This window comes from Burkholderia sp. AU33545, assembly GCF_020419685.1.
Lineage (GTDB): Bacteria > Pseudomonadota > Gammaproteobacteria > Burkholderiales > Burkholderiaceae > Burkholderia > Burkholderia diffusa.
In genome coordinates this window covers 367,388-381,313 of record NZ_JAIZRQ010000003.1, presented here as the reverse complement: position 1 = coordinate 381,313, position 13,926 = coordinate 367,388, and the positions used below count along the sequence as shown (strand labels likewise).

18 protein-coding genes are annotated in these 13,926 nt (G+C 65.8%); 11 read left to right on the top strand and 7 right to left on the bottom strand.

What is annotated here, in order from left to right:
* Positions 1-307: 307 nt before the first annotated feature.
* Positions 308-715 carry a DUF427 domain-containing protein gene (locus tag LGM71_RS11810; RefSeq protein ID WP_124628402.1) on the top strand — a complete coding sequence of 136 codons (408 nt, stop codon included), beginning with the start codon at positions 308-310 and terminating at the stop codon, positions 713-715.
* Positions 716-926: 211 nt separating this feature from the next.
* The gene (locus tag LGM71_RS11805; protein ID WP_059598755.1) at positions 927-1,919 is read left to right on the top strand and encodes a sulfonate ABC transporter substrate-binding protein; all 993 of its coding nucleotides are present in this window, start codon (positions 927-929) and stop codon (positions 1,917-1,919) included.
* Positions 1,920-1,931: 12 nt separating this feature from the next.
* Here LGM71_RS11805 and LGM71_RS11800 read toward each other — a convergent pair whose 3' ends face one another.
* Entirely contained in the window at positions 1,932-2,516 is a 585-nt protein-coding gene (locus LGM71_RS11800) for a putative glycolipid-binding domain-containing protein (protein WP_226114914.1), read from the bottom strand.
* Between the two features lie 131 nt (positions 2,517-2,647).
* Here LGM71_RS11800 and LGM71_RS11795 point away from each other — a divergent pair, with 131 nt between their 5' ends.
* Positions 2,648-2,950: a hypothetical protein gene (locus tag LGM71_RS11795; RefSeq protein ID WP_226114913.1), complete on the top strand. Its 303-nt coding sequence runs from the start codon at positions 2,648-2,650 to the stop codon at positions 2,948-2,950.
* On the opposite strand, the gene LGM71_RS11790 is transcribed toward LGM71_RS11795, so the two are convergent.
* The 3 genes from LGM71_RS11790 to LGM71_RS11780 all read right to left on the bottom strand — a co-directional run bounded on the left by LGM71_RS11790 (position 2,932) and on the right by LGM71_RS11780 (position 5,406).
* On the bottom strand, positions 2,932-4,089 hold the full coding sequence (locus LGM71_RS11790) for an iron-containing alcohol dehydrogenase (RefSeq protein ID WP_059598752.1): 1,158 nt from the start codon (positions 4,087-4,089) through the stop codon (positions 2,932-2,934). The genes LGM71_RS11795 and LGM71_RS11790 overlap by 19 nt on opposite strands.
* On the bottom strand, positions 4,086-4,421 hold the full coding sequence (locus LGM71_RS11785; protein WP_124628409.1) for a putative quinol monooxygenase: 336 nt from the start codon (positions 4,419-4,421) through the stop codon (positions 4,086-4,088). Before LGM71_RS11785 ends, LGM71_RS11790 begins: the two co-directional genes overlap by 4 nt.
* Before the next feature lie 268 nt (positions 4,422-4,689).
* Positions 4,690-5,406 (bottom strand): SDR family oxidoreductase, encoded by a 717-nt coding sequence (locus LGM71_RS11780; RefSeq protein ID WP_151048742.1) that lies wholly within the window; start codon positions 5,404-5,406, stop codon positions 4,690-4,692.
* Between the two features lie 133 nt (positions 5,407-5,539).
* Here LGM71_RS11780 and LGM71_RS11775 point away from each other — a divergent pair, with 133 nt between their 5' ends.
* Positions 5,540-6,517, top strand: a complete 978-nt coding sequence (locus LGM71_RS11775; protein ID WP_226115144.1) for a LysR family transcriptional regulator — start codon at positions 5,540-5,542, stop codon at positions 6,515-6,517.
* A gap of 31 nt (positions 6,518-6,548) precedes the next feature.
* Here LGM71_RS11775 and LGM71_RS11770 read toward each other — a convergent pair whose 3' ends face one another.
* Positions 6,549-6,920 (bottom strand): SDR family oxidoreductase, encoded by a 372-nt coding sequence (locus tag LGM71_RS11770; protein WP_226114912.1) that lies wholly within the window; start codon positions 6,918-6,920, stop codon positions 6,549-6,551.
* A gap of 137 nt (positions 6,921-7,057) precedes the next feature.
* On the opposite strand from LGM71_RS11770, the gene LGM71_RS11765 reads away from it, so the two are divergent.
* The 3 genes from LGM71_RS11765 to LGM71_RS11755 all read left to right on the top strand — a co-directional run bounded on the left by LGM71_RS11765 (position 7,058) and on the right by LGM71_RS11755 (position 9,356).
* Complete coding sequence (locus LGM71_RS11765; protein WP_226114911.1) at positions 7,058-8,446, top strand: nucleobase:cation symporter-2 family protein; 1,389 nt, start codon at positions 7,058-7,060, stop codon at positions 8,444-8,446.
* 98 nt (positions 8,447-8,544) lie between these two features.
* A complete protein-coding gene (locus tag LGM71_RS11760) occupies positions 8,545-8,967 on the top strand; it encodes an NUDIX hydrolase (protein ID WP_226114910.1) in 423 nt (140 codons plus the stop codon).
* 86 nt (positions 8,968-9,053) lie between these two features.
* Positions 9,054-9,356 (top strand): hydrogenase maturation factor, encoded by a 303-nt coding sequence (locus LGM71_RS11755; protein ID WP_151048745.1) that lies wholly within the window; start codon positions 9,054-9,056, stop codon positions 9,354-9,356.
* A 48-nt stretch (positions 9,357-9,404) separates the two neighbouring features.
* Here LGM71_RS11755 and LGM71_RS11750 read toward each other — a convergent pair whose 3' ends face one another.
* A complete protein-coding gene (locus tag LGM71_RS11750) occupies positions 9,405-9,617 on the bottom strand; it encodes a hypothetical protein (protein WP_059598746.1) in 213 nt (70 codons plus the stop codon).
* Positions 9,618-9,953: 336 nt separating this feature from the next.
* Between LGM71_RS11750 and LGM71_RS11745 the strand changes: the two genes are divergently transcribed.
* Complete coding sequence (locus LGM71_RS11745) at positions 9,954-11,111, top strand: DUF4382 domain-containing protein (RefSeq protein WP_124628419.1); 1,158 nt, start codon at positions 9,954-9,956, stop codon at positions 11,109-11,111.
* Between the two features lie 258 nt (positions 11,112-11,369).
* Here the strand turns inward: LGM71_RS11745 and LGM71_RS11740 are convergent, their stop codons facing one another.
* Positions 11,370-11,876, bottom strand: coding sequence for a hypothetical protein (locus LGM71_RS11740; RefSeq protein ID WP_226114909.1), 507 nt, complete (start codon positions 11,874-11,876; stop codon positions 11,370-11,372).
* An 84-nt stretch (positions 11,877-11,960) separates the two neighbouring features.
* Between LGM71_RS11740 and LGM71_RS11735 the strand changes: the two genes are divergently transcribed.
* The 3 genes from LGM71_RS11735 to LGM71_RS11725 all read left to right on the top strand — a co-directional run bounded on the left by LGM71_RS11735 (position 11,961) and on the right by LGM71_RS11725 (position 13,719).
* Positions 11,961-12,497: a papain-like cysteine protease family protein gene (locus tag LGM71_RS11735; RefSeq protein ID WP_226114908.1), complete on the top strand. Its 537-nt coding sequence runs from the start codon at positions 11,961-11,963 to the stop codon at positions 12,495-12,497.
* 662 nt (positions 12,498-13,159) lie between these two features.
* A complete protein-coding gene (locus tag LGM71_RS11730) occupies positions 13,160-13,384 on the top strand; it encodes a hypothetical protein (protein ID WP_413226871.1) in 225 nt (74 codons plus the stop codon).
* Between the two features lie 62 nt (positions 13,385-13,446).
* A complete protein-coding gene (locus tag LGM71_RS11725) occupies positions 13,447-13,719 on the top strand; it encodes a hypothetical protein (RefSeq protein WP_226114907.1) in 273 nt (90 codons plus the stop codon).
* Positions 13,720-13,926 lie beyond the last annotated feature (207 nt).

Sequence of the window (13,926 nt, the reverse complement as noted above, 5' to 3'; positions counted from 1 at the left end):
CGCCCGCCGATCGCTTACCAATTAATTCCGCGTTGCTTATCGCAGCGGATGCATCCCGCTGCCGCTGCATGAAGATGTCCGCGCGAGCGTCGAGGACATGCCGGCGGAGTCCGGCTGCCATGCGCCGCCGTTGTGCGTCATGCAGCGACGCCATTCGCGCACGGCCTTCCGGCCCCCTGCAGGTTCTCCGGAATTGGCGCATCGTATCGGCTGGTCAACGCCAGCACCGGCGCGCGGGGATTCGCCCGCGTGCACGTTGCGGCACGGCGTGCCCGTCGGCGCGCCACCCCTTCCTGGAGGACCCACGATGTCGATCAGCCCCGATACGCCCTCTCGTCCGGTGAAGTCTCCGGGCCCCGATCACCCGATCACGATCGAACCGCATCCATCGCGCGTCGTGGTCAAGGTGGCCGGCAAGATCGTCGCCGATACGCGCCACGCGCTGGCGCTGCGCGAAGCCAGCTATCCGGTCGTGCTGTACGTTCCGCGCGAGGACGCCGACATGGCGCTGCTGCAACGCACCGACCATGCGACGTACTGCCCGTACAAGGGCGATTGCGCGTATTACTCGATTCCCGTCGGCGGCGAACGCGCGACCAACGCGGTGTGGACGTACGAGCATCCGAACCCGGCCGTCGAATCGATTCGCGCGCACCTCGCGTTTTACCCTGATCGCGTCGACTCGATCGAGGAAAGCCCGCTCGGCACCGATTGAGTGCGGCGACGCCCTGCCGCCTCGTCGTTCACGTATCGTCCGGCCGCTGATTTGCATATGCGGATTCATTGGTTGGCTGCCGATTCGCGCGGCCGTATCGTCGTGCATCCGGCGCGGGCCGGCCGGCCGCGCGCAGCGCACGCATCCGGCTGCGTCATGTGCCGGTCGCGCCGCAAGTGCGCTTCCGTGAACCCGTCAGCAGGACGCCTCGATGAACGACACACCGTACGCAGATCTTGAAACGACCCCGGCAAATCCGCGACGCCGCCAGTGGCTGCACGGCGCGGCCGCCGGACTGGCCGGGCTCGCGCTCGGCCCGCTCGCGGGCACGCCTGCACTGGCGCAGGGCAGCGACAAGCGGCTGCGCATCGGTTTCCAGAAATACGGCAACTTCGTCGTGCTCAAGGCGCGCGGCACGCTCGAGAAGCGGCTCGCGAGCCAGGGCGTGACGGTCCAATGGCTCGAGTTCCCGGCCGGCCCGCAGTTGCTCGAGGGGCTGAACGCCGGCGCGATCGACGTCGGCACGGTCGGCGAGACGCCGCCGATCTTCGCGCAGGCCGCGGGCGTCGATTTCGTCTATCTCGGCAACGAACCGCCCGCGCCGCACGGCGAGGCGATCGTCGTGCTGCCCGATTCGCCGATCCGAACCGTCGCGCAGCTGCGCGGCAAGAAGGTCGCGTTCAACAAGGGTTCGAACGTCCACTATCTGCTCGTGAAGGCGCTGGAGCATGCGGGCCTCACGTATGCCGACATCCAGCCGATCTATCTGACGCCCGCCGACGCGCGCGCCGCGTTCGTGCAGCGCAGCGTCGACGCGTGGGTGATCTGGGATCCCTACCTGGCGGCCGCCGAACGGCAGCTCGGCGCACGCGTGGTCGCGAACGGCGACGGGCTCGTGCGCAACACACAGTACTACCTCGCCGCGCGCAAGTATGCCGTCGCGCAGCCGCAGGTGCTGCGCACGCTGCTCGACGAAGTCGACGCGGTCGATCGCTGGGGACGCGACCACGTTCAGGAAGTCGCCGCGCAACTGTCGCCGCTCGTCGGCCTCGACGCGCCGACGCTCGAAGTCGCGCTCAAGCGCACCGGCTATGGCGTGCAGCCCGTCACCGATGCGACGCTCGCGTATCAGCAGAACATCGCCGACGCGTTCAGCGCACTGAAGCTGATTCCCGGCAAGGTGACGGTTGCCAACGCACGCTGACGCTGCGTCGCGTCAGGGCGAACACGTCGCGCCGGTCCGCCACCACTCGTCGTAATCGGTAACGAGGCCCGCATCGTCGACGGCGATATCGGCCGCATACGTGCCGCTCTCGTAGCGGTAAACGGGCTCCGCCGTGCGCGTATAGCGCTGCTCGCCGCGCACGATCTCGAACGCCGGAAATCGCAGCCAGGCCGTATGGATGACGGCCGACGCGCCGACCGCCAGCCCGAGACGCCGGATCGGCAGCGTATTGGTCGACGGACTGAAGCCGAGATCGATGTCGGTCGCGCCCGCAAGGGCCGGCGCGTCGACACTGTCGATCGTCCAGCGCCCCGCGTCGCGCTCGATTGCGAATCGCCGGGCCGGCGCTGCGCCGAGCCAGACCGTCACGTGCACCGATCGCGTCAGCCAGTCGGCACCGCACGCGATCGAATAGTCGACGCGAAACGGCGTGCCGTCGATCGCGCCCGCCACCGCGCCCGACAGGTCGATGCCCGCGCGCGTCTCGACGAGCCGGCACCATTCCGCCGCGCGCCAGGTCTGCGTGACCTGCCACGCGACGCATCGCGTGCGCGCTGCTTCGTCCCGTTGCGTCATGTCGTCTCCCGTCGATTGCATGAACCGGATTTTCGCTCACGGTATCGGTGATCTCATGCGCCCTTGGCGCGTGCCGCCGAACCAATACCGAGTATCGGTTCGTCGCGCATCCGCCCGGCACGGTCGACCGCGTGCTGGTGGCCGCCCCCGCCAGTCCCGACCGCTTCGGCCCGATCGCAACGAAGGCCGATCTGGTGGAGCACCCGTTCATCCACGTCAAGTGCATCCTCGCGAACGAGCAGTTGCCGCTGCAGAGCGAAGACAACAAGCTCGAATACGCGCGGACCCGGACGGTGAGGACGACGAGTCATTGGCGTCCGATGTTCGACACGATCCTGGCCTGCGGCGGCATCGGCGTCGTGCAGGCACAGGCCTGCGTCAATGCGCTCGCGCGCGGCAAGTCACACGCGCCGCATCACCATGCCTGCCGATAGATCGCCAGCGCATCGGCTTCCGTGACTTCGCGCGGATTGTTCACGAGCAGGCGCGTCTGCAGCATCGCGTCCGACGCCATCCTCGGCAGGTCGCCCTCGCCGATGCCGACCTCGCGCAGCGTGCGCGGAATGCCCGTCGCGACGATCAGGCGATCGATCTCGTCGATCAGCGCCTGCGTCCTCGCTTCGTCGCTACCGCTCGCCGACGGCGCGACGATCGCCGCGAGCTCCGCATACAGCGGCGCGGCAGCCGGTGCGTTGAAGCGCAGCACATGCGGCAGCACGAGCGCGTTCGACAGCCCGTGCGGCACGTGGAAAATGCCGCCGACCGGATAGGCCAGCGCATGCACGGCCGCGACCGGCGCGTTCGCGAATGCCTGGCCGGCGAACATCGCGCCGACCAGCATCGCTTCGCGCGCGTGCCGATCGCGGCCGTCGTCACAGGCCTTCAGCAGGTTGCGCGACAGCAGCGTCAATCCCTGCACGGCCAGCATGTCGGACACCGGATTCTTGAGCCTCGACGACGTATAGGCCTCGATCGCATGCACCATCGCGTCGATGCCCGTCGCGGCCGTTGCCGCGCGCGGCAGCCCGAGTGTCAACTCGGCGTCGAGGATCGCGACGTCCGCGAACAAGTGCGGCGACACGACGCCCATCTTGCGCGCCTCGCCGACCGTGACGATCGACACGGCCGTCACTTCGGAGCCGGTGCCGGCCGTCGTCGGCATCTGCACGAGCGGCAGCCGCGACGTTGCAACCTTGTCGACGCCGTACATGTCGGCCAGCGCCTGCCGCCCCGGCGCGAGCACCGCGATCAGCTTCGCGACGTCCATCGACGAACCACCGCCGAGGCCGAGCACGATTTCCGCATCGGCCGCCACCGCCCGCGCGGTCGCCTCGAGCACGACGTGCTCGGGCGGATCGGCGATCACGTCGTCGATCACGGTCACCTGCCAGCCGTGCGCGGCGAGGCTCTCCAGCGCGGGCGCAAGCACGCCGCTGCGATGCAGGAACGCGTCCGTGACGACGCATAGCCGCGCGAGCGCCGGAAAGCGTTCGCGCAACAGCGGGCCGAGCCGGCGCGCGGCGCCGAATTCGACGATCTGAGTCGGAACGGTACGGAATTGAAACGGGTTCATCGGGCGTCTCCCGGTGGCGTCGCCGTGCCGGTGTCCGGCTGCACCATGTAGCGCGTCACGTCGCGGCGATCGAGCAGCGGAATGATCGCGCCGACACCGATCCGCTGGAAATGCGGCGTTTCCCGATGAACGTCGAGGCCGTCGGCATCGCTGTAGCGCTCGAGGATCACGATGTGGTCGGGATCGACCGGCGACCGGAAGTACGCATAGTCGAGGTTTTTCGGCTCGGTGCGCGTGGCCGGCGCGAGTTCGGCCAGCAGTTCGATCACGCGGTCGCCGTTGCCGGGTTTCGCGAAGAAATGCGCGATGACCTGCAGGTAAGGTTCGTTCATGCTGCGCTCCGTATTCGCCAGCGGCCCGTCATGACGGGTCGTCATTCCACAATGCGCGGTTGCTCGTCGAAGGTGGCGCTCGGCGGCCCGACACGATGCCGACGCCCAGACGTCGCATTGTATTGAATCGGCGCCGTGCGCGCAGCGCATCGTCACGCACGCGGCGGCAGCGCTTCGCGCGACCGGTTCGCGGTGGGTTCGTCGCATGCCGGCGCGATGCCCTGGCCGGCCGGCTTTGCCCGCGTCACGCGCGCCGCTGCTCCGGCCGCTACCACGGCACGGTGCGCCCCTGGTAATCGAGGTATTCGAGCCCCGCGCGCCGTTGCTTCTCGATCAACACGTTCACGAGGCTCGGCACGCTTTCGTCGATCGTCAATCGCGCATCGGGCCCGCCGAGTTCCGTGCGGACCCAGCCCGGCGCCATCAGCACCATCGCGCGCGGCGTGCCGGCCTGACGCGCCGCGAAACTGCGCATGAACTGGTTCAGCGCGGCCTTGCTGCCGCGGTAGACCTCGCGCATTCCGCTCACGTTGTTCGCGACACTTCCCTGCCCCGACGACATCGCGCCGATCAGGCCGTCCGCGGTCACGAGATCCTGCAGCGCCTCGATCACGCGCATCGGCGCCAGCGCATTCGTGATCATCACGCGCACGAATTCGTCGGTCGTGACTTCGCCGATCGTTTCGTTCGGATCGTTGGTCGTGCCGGCGTTCACGAACAGCATGTCGAAGCGCCGGCCCGACAAGCGCGCGCGCAGCGCGGTCAGCTGTTCCGGCTCGCAGATGTCGAGCGTCTCGACCTCGAGCCGTCCGTCGAAGCGTTCGGCGAGCGCGTGCAGCTGCGTGCGCCCCGATGCCGCGCGCACGGTTCCGGTGACGTGCCAGCCCTTGTTCAGGAACTGTTCCGCCATCGCAAGCCCGAGGCCACGCGAGGCCGCGACGAGCAGGATCGATGGTGTCCTGGGGTTCGATAAAGTCGATTGCATGGATTTCACCTTTGCCGGCGTTCGTCATCCAGCCACTATAGGCGTGCACCTTCACATGCACCAGACGCACCGAACTCAATCAATAGTTGCATTAAACGCCCTGTCACGGCGTGCGATGCCGTATGCTGTCCGGATGGAAGACATCGACCTGAACCTCGTCACCGCGCTCGACGTGCTGCTGACCGAAGGGAGCGTGACCGGCGCCGCGCGCCGGCTCGGACTGAGCACCTCCGCGATGAGCCGCACGCTCACGCGGCTGCGCACCGCCACGGGCGACCCACTGCTCGTGCGCGCCGGACGCCGGCTCGTGCCGACGCCGCACGCATCGGCGTTGCGCGATCGCGTGCATGCCATCGCGAGCGATGCCCGTGCCGTGCTTCGTCCAGCCACGGCCGATCTCGACATGGCCACGCTGTCGTCCACGTTCACCATCCGTGCGGCGGCGTCGTTCATGGACATGCTCGCCGGCCCGGTGGTCGCCGCGATCGGCGAAATCGCACCCGGTGTGCGCGTGCGATTCGTCGCCAGGCTCGACCGCGATCCGGGGCCGCTGCGCGACGGCATGGTCGACCTGGAAATCGGCAAGCGCGGCGACGACGCGCCCGAACTGCACACGCGCGAGCTCTTTCACGACGGACACGTCGCGGTGGCACGCGCCGGGCATCCGCTGTTCGCGGCGGCCCGGATCACGCCCGCGCGCTACGCGGCCTGCCGTCACGTGATCGCATCGCAACTCGGCGACTTCGGCGGGCCGGCGAACGGTCCGGCAGACACGCTCGCGCCCGCCCAAATCGTTCAGGTCGTGGTGCCCGGCTATCCCGATGCGATGCGCGTCGCGGCCGGCACCGACCTGATTGCGCTCGTGCCGCGCTCGAGCCTCGGCAACGCATTCACGCCGGGGCTCGTGGACGCGCTGGGGCTGCGCACCTTCGCGATACCGGTCCGGCTGCCCGAGATCCTGATCTCCGCGCTCTGGCATCCGCGGATGCAGCGCGACCCGGTGCATCGCCGTCTGCGCGATGTCGTCATCGACGTGTGCAAACGCGCGTATCCGGCGGCCCGCGCACCGCGCGCACGGGCGCGCGGCACGCAAACGGGCGCCGCCGACTGAAGCATCACGATCCGCACGCAACGCCCGCGCCTCACACCAGCCGGCCGCCCCCGTCGATGTGCAGGATCTCGGCATTCATGAAACGGTTGCCCAGCAGGAACGCGATCGCTTCCCCGACTTCATCGGCGCGACCGACGCGGCCGCCCGGCAACGACGACGCGGCCCCGCCGAGGATCGCGTCGCGCGCTTGCGGGCCGAATGCGTCGTACAGCGGCGTGTCGACGAAACCGGGCGCGACGACGTTCACGCGAATCGGCCTGAGCTCCAGCGCAAGCGACTGTGCCAGCGCCTCGACGCCGCGCACGGCGGCCGCGATGACCGACGTGCCCTGCCCGGACGGACGGTCCGCCAGTTGCCCGCCAGCTGTCCGCCGGAGCGCCCGCCGGGCCGCACGCGCTGACAAACCGGGGCGGCGCCACGCCCTCGACGACACGGATCCGGCACCGCTTTCCCGAATCCCGACCATTGCATCGCGCCGGGGGCGCCAGCCGGCCCTTCGGCTAAAATGCCGCACTTTCCATCCTGTCCGGCCCGCTCGCCATGCAACCCGCCTCCCCCGCCCGATCTGCCTCCCACGGCACCGACGACGCCGATTCGTCGCGCGACCTCGTTTATGGCCCCAATGACCGGCCCGCGCCGATGGTCGCCTTCGTCGCCGCGCTCCAGCACCTGCTGGCGATCATCGTGCCGATCGTCACGCCCGGCCTGCTGATCTGCCAGGCGCTCGGCGTATCGAGCCGCGATACGACCCTTATCGTGTCGATGTCGCTGGTGATTTCCGGTATCGCGACCTTCGTGCAGTGCAAGCGCTTTGGTCCGCTCGGCGCCGGCCTCCTGATCGTGCAGGGCACCAGCTTCAACTTCGTCGGCCCGCTGATCGCCGGCGGCAGCGTGATGGTCAAGCAGGGCACGCCGGTCGAGACCGTGATGGCCGCGATCTTCGGCGTCGTGATCGCCGGCTCGTTCGTCGAGATGGGCGTGTCGCGCATCCTGCCGTTCGTGAAGCGCCTGATCACGCCGCTCGTCACCGGCATCGTGGTGTTGCTGATCGGCCTCACGCTGATCAAGGTCGGCCTGATCAGCATGGGCGGCGGCTACGGCGCGATGGCCAACGGCACGTTCGCGAGCGCCCAGAACCTGACGCTGTCGTGCCTCGTGCTCGGCACGATCATCCTGCTGAACCGCGTGCCGATCGTGTGGGTGCGCAGCACCGCGCTCGTGATCGCGCTCGTGATCGGCTATGCCGCGGCTGCGGTGCTGGGCCGCCTCGACTTTACCGGCGTGCATCAGGCCGCGCTGTTCCAGGTCCCGACGCCGCTGCACTTCGGCATCGGTTTCTCGTGGTCGCTGTTCGTGCCGATGCTGATCATCTACCTCGTCACGTCGCTCGAGGCGATCGGCGACGTCACCGCCACCAGCAAGATCTCGAAGGAGCCGGTCGAGGGACCGGTGTGGATGCAACGGATCAAGGGCGGCGTGCTCGTAAACGGCGCGAACTCGCTGCTGGCCGGCGTGTTCAACACGTTCCCGAGCTCCGTGTTCGCGCAGAACAACGGCGTGATCCAGATTACCGGCGTCGCAAGCCGCTACGTCGGCATCTGGATCGCGGGCATGCTCGTGGTGCTCGGCCTGTTCCCGGTCGTCGCGGGCGCGCTGCAGGCCGTGCCCGAGCCCGTGCTCGGCGGTGCGGCGATGGTGATGTTCGGCGCGGTGGCCGCATCGGGCATCAACATCCTGTCCGGCATCCATCTCGATCGCCGTGCGCTGCTGATCATCGCGGTGTCGCTCGCGCTCGGCCTCGGCGTGTCGCAAGTGCCGGATATCCTGAACAGCCTGCCGCATGCACTGAAGAACGTGCTGGAATCGGGCGTCGCGACGGGCGGCATCTGCGCGCTCGTGATGAACTGGTTCTTGCCGGAACAGAAGTAACGCTACGGATTCCATCGCAACGCGGCCCGACCGACGGGCCGCGGCGCGCTCGGCGGCTCCCGCTTGGACGGGCGGCCGACTCTCGCTAGAATCGGATCATGCCTCAAGCTCCCGTCCCCACGAATACGCCGGAAGCCAGTGCGGTTCCCGTCAAGGAACGCGCAACCGTCGTCTGCTACCGCGAAGAACAGGTCTTGCTCGTTGCGCGCGTATCGTCGCGCTGGGCGTTGCCCGGCGGCACGATCAAGCGCAGCGAAACGCCGCTCGAGGCTGCACATCGGGAACTGCTGGAAGAAACCGGCATCGTCGGCCAGAATCTCGTCTATTCGATGCAGTTCACCGGGCTCGCGAAGGTGCACCATGTGTTCTTCGCGGAAGTCGGCCCGGAGCATACGGCCCAGGCCAGCAACGAGATCGAGACGTGCAAGTGGTTTCGTATCGACAACGTCGATGCGCTGCGCGCGAGCATCCCGACGAAGCGCATCGTCGAGCTCGTCTACCGGCACGAAATCCTCAAGTAGGTAGACACCCCATCCCCACCGGCTCGCGCGAGCCGATATCATGCGCCCACGGTCCGTCGTCGCGTTCCCTTCCGAGCGAGCTGCAGATGAACAGTGCGTACACCTACCGCGGATACACCATCGATGTCCGCTGCGAATTCCGGCTAGACGAACCGCGCGACCACGCGCCGCCACCCGCCACGCTTCGGTTCGGGTTCGTGGCGGTCGTGCAGGTTCGCGCGGCCGGCTGCGCGCCGCGCCTGCTGGCGCCGGTCCGGCTCGGTGACGATGGCGGCCGCCTGTTCGACGACACCCTCAACGCGTTGCGCGCGGGCCGGGCGGCCGGCGAAATCATCGTCGACGACCTGCTGGTCGATTCCGGCTCCACCGACGGGCGCGCGCATTCCTGAGCCGGCGGTCGGCCTGGAGCGTTCGGCGCGGAGACGGTGCCCCGACGCTCAGTTCAGGCGTTTTCGTCGTAGTTCGTGCGTGGAATAGACGACGAGGAAGATCCCCAGCATCGCGACGCCGGATGCCATGAAGTCGTTTACGGTTCCCATGCTGTTCAGCGATTTCGGGAAAATGCCGAGACTCAGTCCCGCGGCAGCCAGGATTACGCCTGCCGCCACACCCCACACCGGTCCGGTGGTCTTTTCGATTGTGTTTTTCATACAGCATCCGTCTACAGTCGTTACCTGAACGGTGGCGGCGCAGGGCGCACGCGACTACCGTTCGTGCTTCGACTATAGCGGCGAAATAATCGGGGTGGATTCAGTGCTTTCACCGATCAAGTTTTCGCCGATCGCGAAACGGGCCGTGTTCCCGGACGTAATTCATTCGCCGCGAACCGCATTACCGGCCCTTGCATCGCAAATACCGATCGAGAAGCGTCAGTCCTTACGCTCCGACGCAGAATTTACGGTTCGTTTCAAAACTGTCCATACTGTGGGCAATTCCCGACGCTATGCTTCGTTGCACCCACAATAACTTCGGAGGGGGACAAGACAATGAACAAGACGTTCTGGAAGGCCGCACTATGTGCGGCAGCGGTGCCGTTGGCGCTCGCAGGATGCGGCGGCGGCGATGACGGCAGCCCGCAAACCGGCACGCTGCACGTCGCGATGACCGATGCGCCTTCATGCGGCTTCGATCATGTCTTCATAACCGTCTCGCAGGTCCGCGTCAATGCGAATGGGAATGCCTCCGACAACGACGCCGGCTGGTCGACGATCACGCTGGCGACACCACAGAAGATCGACCTGCTGTCGCTGACCAACGGCGTGCTCGCCGATATCGGTCAGACCGCGCTGCCGGCGGGCCAGTATCAACAGGTCCGCCTGGTTCTCGCGCAGAACCAGGGCAATACCCTCGCGAACTCGGTCGTTCCGACCGGCGGCACGGAACAGGCGCTCGCGACGCCGAGCGCAACGCAAAGCGGCTACAAGATCATCCAGCCTTTCACGGTTCAGCCGAACACGCTCGTCGACCTCGTGCTCGACTTCAACGCGTGCAAGTCGATCGTCCAGCGCGGCAACGGCACGTACGCACTGAAGCCGGTCGTCACCGCGATCCCGACCGTCGTGAGCGGTGCGATCTCCGGTTACGTCGCATCGGCCGAAGCAGGCGCGACCGTGTATGCGGAACAAGGCGGCAAGGTGGTCCGCGGCACGGTTGCCGACGGTACCGGGAAGTTCGTGCTGTCGCCGCTGATCCAGAGCTCGACGCAAGGCAACTACGACGTCGTGATCGTGCAGAACAACTTCGCGTCAGGCATCGTGCGCTCGGTTCCTGTCGTCGTGAACACGACCACGGCGGTGTCGGCGTCGAACGCGCCGATCACGCTGCCGGCATCGACGATGAGCACGGTCAGCGGCACGGTGACGGCAAGCGCCGACGCGTTCGTGCGTGCATTGCAGACCGTCGATGCAAACGCGTACGAGATCACGTCGATCAACGCGAACATGGATACGGGCGCCTATGCGCTCAACGTACCCACGGCCGCGCCGATCGTCGGCACTTACTCGGGCTCGCTGCCGGTCGCGCTGGCTGCGTCGCCGGGTGCCGCGGCACAATATACGATCGAGGCGGACGCAGCGTCGGGCGCAACGCAATCGACGAACGTCAACGCAACGACCAGCCAGTCGAACGTCAATTTCAGCTTCTGACGCGTCGGCAGCATCATCGAAAGGGCCTCACGGCCCTTTCCTCAATAAACGGGAGAACGAAGTGAAGAAAGGGGTTATCGCATTGCTTGCAGCGGCGAGCGTGGTCGGCGCGCTCAGCGGGTGCGTCGCATACGTGCCGGGCCCACCGGTGGTCGTTGCGCCGCAAGGCGGACCGGGGAACGGGTTCTGCCCGCCCGGACAGGCAAAGAAAGGCAATTGCTGATTGCACGAGGCCCGCGTATCGCGGGCCTTCGATTTTCAACAGTGCCGCAACGGGTACGCGGCGAACCCGGTCAACGCTGCGCCTGCCACGATCACCATCTCGGCGGCCGTGATCAACCGGCCCCTGACGGTCGCAATCCGGGCGATGCGGAGATCCATCGCGTCGATCTCGCGCCTGAGCCCGGGAAGGACCGTTCCGCCTACGGCCGGCTGCGGCGAGACGATTTCCAAAGTGCTTGTCGTCTGGAGCAAGGACAATGCGCTTTGCTCGCTACGAGTCAGCGCGAATATCGACCGGATCGGCCAGACCGCCTGGACGCGCTCTTCGCCACGAACAACAACCCACCGTCGTGGCCCTTGCGTGTCGAGGACGTCGCGCCGAATCGTCACGACAGCGCTGATGGCAGTATGGTCGTGAAAGCGCTCCTGATCCTCTGGCTCAAAATCCTGGGCGTGCTCATCGTAGCGGAACTGGTCCTTGCCACGACGCTGCAATGGGACAGCGCACGATGCCCTATTCTGCAGCGATTGAATAATTCGCATCGCGGTGCGAGTTGAGTCCCGCCGTTGCTTCGCGTTGCAATACTTCCTATTCTTCAGCACATAGCATCGCTCGGGAGATCAGGAATGAAGCGCCCGAACTATCGGTTACTTACTGTGCCTCTCGTCGGGCAACGAAGAAATTCCGACGGTGAGTGGCTGACGCTCGATAACGGCGACGGCAAAGGCCCGCAACCACATGGAGACATGGCTTGCTGGTACGCAGCCGCGTGCATGGTTTCATATTACTTTCGTCCAGGGCCACGGCTTGGCTTACCGGATGTATGGCGCAAGGATCAGGGGATGGCCCAAGCGTCCATCTCGAAGCTTATCCGTGTCGAGGGCCTCATGCCCCTCGATCCCCCGAAGCCATTCAAAACAGAAGTCACAACGGAGTGGTTGGAAGACGCTCTATGGAGATACGGTCCAATCTGGGCCGGCGGCGCCTTCCACATGGGGCAGCAGCATGCCATCGTCGTGACTGGAGTCAAGGATACAGTTGTCTTTTACAACGACCCTTGGGAGCCGGCCGCAAAGACCATGGATATCAAAATGTTCCGCAGCGCACTGGGCCCCCACGACAATTGCTTATTGGTGAAGGGCTCACTCAAGACGCACTATTAAATACTCCATTCCGCGCAGTCGGGCAACGACGACCCCGTCCACGATACCGATATATTCAGTCGGCTGTTGTCGGCTTTGGGTCGCGTGCATTGGAGCATCATCGCGCGCCTTCTATGAATAATCACCAACGCGTGATATCTCAAGACGAGTTCTGTCGAGGTACCGTCGTCGCTACCGTCAAACTCGATCCAGCGCAATCCGGGCGGAGCCAGCAGACGCCGTTGACCTGAACGCCGGCTGTCTCCTCGTGCCAGTCAGCATGCAACAGGTCCTGCTAACGTTCTGGGAGGAACACAGTGGCCTGCTTCACGCTACTTCCAGGGCAAATAGAAGCCGGTGCACCTCTGCCGCGCGTGGCTGCGGACAGTTCGCTCCTATACCGCTGCATCGCATCGGCCATTGTCTACCCCTGCATGAATGTCCGCATCAGCCGGAGCTGGCGTGCCGACCTGCCTGGGTGATTCACCAAGCATGGCAAGTGCCGTTTCGAAACATTGGCGGCCTCCCCACAGACGGCAATCGCGAATGGCGTACAGGTAGTGACTACGCATGGCGTCGAAGCCCGCATTTGCCGATATGCATATCGCGTCCCCGATGGGTCAATTCAGCGTGGACATCAACAGCGTCGGTCGATTTAGGTGGCGCCGGACTGGATACCGAGTATGCTGGAAGCTCATCAGGAGCACTTCATGACTCCCCACGATGTGATCACTGTTTTCGAACAACTGAACGCCGAAGGAAGAGCGATGATCGACATGGACCACGCCTGCGCAGGCTTTGCTGGTTGGCTGGCAGAGGCATGGAACACATTGAGCGAGGAAGACATCGCCCTGCTGACGTCTATCGGTGCGACTCTGTATCGAGAAGGGTACGCGCGGCGATACTAGGCGAGCTCAAGGGCCAGACTTGAAAGTTCGCCCGGCAAGGATAAAGGGCGTATAAGGATCGTATGGCCACCCCTCCCGTCAATGCCGAATCGATTCTGGCTCTATTCCAGCTAGTTGCAGGGCATGAAGAGTACCGAACGTCCGGCGAGCCGGGAACGATGACGGCGCTACTTGCTCTCGCCGAGCAACTGGCCACCAATCACCAGACGATGTCTGAGGCGAGCTGGGATGCGGCCGTTCGTGTCGGCGGTTTGCTGCTGCGAGCGGAGATGATGAACAACGATGCTGACATGGTAGCGCTCGAGCTTCTAAGTCGGCTGCGGCGCCGGAAATGAAGCGCCCGGCTTGCAGGCACTCCGTCAATCGGATGTCGCTCGCAGTCGCCTCATCATTCGGGAAGTGACCACGCGTCTTGATGATCTTGCGCAGTTGCGTGATCAGACTTTCAATCGCATTCGTAACCGGCATGATATCGCCAGTGCCTCGCGTTCCCTCCGCCTTCGCGCGCTTCGATTAGATCCACCGCCTCGACGTACCCCCAC

Excerpts from the sequence above, each read along its gene's own strand:
- LGM71_RS11760 (WP_226114910.1), top strand. The coding sequence starts at position 8,545 with ATGCCTCAAGCTCCCGTCCCCACGAATACGCCGGAAGCCAGTGCGGTT.
- LGM71_RS11755 (WP_151048745.1), top strand. The coding sequence starts at position 9,054 with ATGAACAGTGCGTACACCTACCGCGGATACACCATCGATGTCCGCTGC.
- LGM71_RS11730 (WP_413226871.1), top strand. The coding sequence starts at position 13,160 with ATGCTGGAAGCTCATCAGGAGCACTTCATGACTCCCCACGATGTGATC.
- LGM71_RS11800 (WP_226114914.1), bottom strand. The coding sequence starts at position 2,516 with ATGACGCAACGGGACGAAGCAGCGCGCACGCGATGCGTCGCGTGGCAG.
- LGM71_RS11750 (WP_059598746.1), bottom strand. The coding sequence starts at position 9,617 with ATGAAAAACACAATCGAAAAGACCACCGGACCGGTGTGGGGTGTGGCG.
- LGM71_RS11735 (WP_226114908.1), top strand. The coding sequence starts at position 11,961 with ATGAAGCGCCCGAACTATCGGTTACTTACTGTGCCTCTCGTCGGGCAA.
- LGM71_RS11790 (WP_059598752.1), bottom strand. The coding sequence starts at position 4,089 with ATGAACCCGTTTCAATTCCGTACCGTTCCGACTCAGATCGTCGAATTC.
- LGM71_RS11810 (WP_124628402.1), top strand. The coding sequence starts at position 308 with ATGTCGATCAGCCCCGATACGCCCTCTCGTCCGGTGAAGTCTCCGGGC.
- LGM71_RS11765 (WP_226114911.1), top strand. The coding sequence starts at position 7,058 with ATGCAACCCGCCTCCCCCGCCCGATCTGCCTCCCACGGCACCGACGAC.
- LGM71_RS11805 (WP_059598755.1), top strand. The coding sequence starts at position 927 with ATGAACGACACACCGTACGCAGATCTTGAAACGACCCCGGCAAATCCG.
- LGM71_RS11725 (WP_226114907.1), top strand. The coding sequence starts at position 13,447 with ATGGCCACCCCTCCCGTCAATGCCGAATCGATTCTGGCTCTATTCCAG.
- LGM71_RS11775 (WP_226115144.1), top strand. The coding sequence starts at position 5,540 with ATGGAAGACATCGACCTGAACCTCGTCACCGCGCTCGACGTGCTGCTG.
- LGM71_RS11785 (WP_124628409.1), bottom strand. The coding sequence starts at position 4,421 with ATGAACGAACCTTACCTGCAGGTCATCGCGCATTTCTTCGCGAAACCC.
- LGM71_RS11780 (WP_151048742.1), bottom strand. The coding sequence starts at position 5,406 with ATGCAATCGACTTTATCGAACCCCAGGACACCATCGATCCTGCTCGTC.
- LGM71_RS11740 (WP_226114909.1), bottom strand. The coding sequence starts at position 11,876 with ATGCGAATTATTCAATCGCTGCAGAATAGGGCATCGTGCGCTGTCCCA.
- LGM71_RS11745 (WP_124628419.1), top strand. The coding sequence starts at position 9,954 with ATGAACAAGACGTTCTGGAAGGCCGCACTATGTGCGGCAGCGGTGCCG.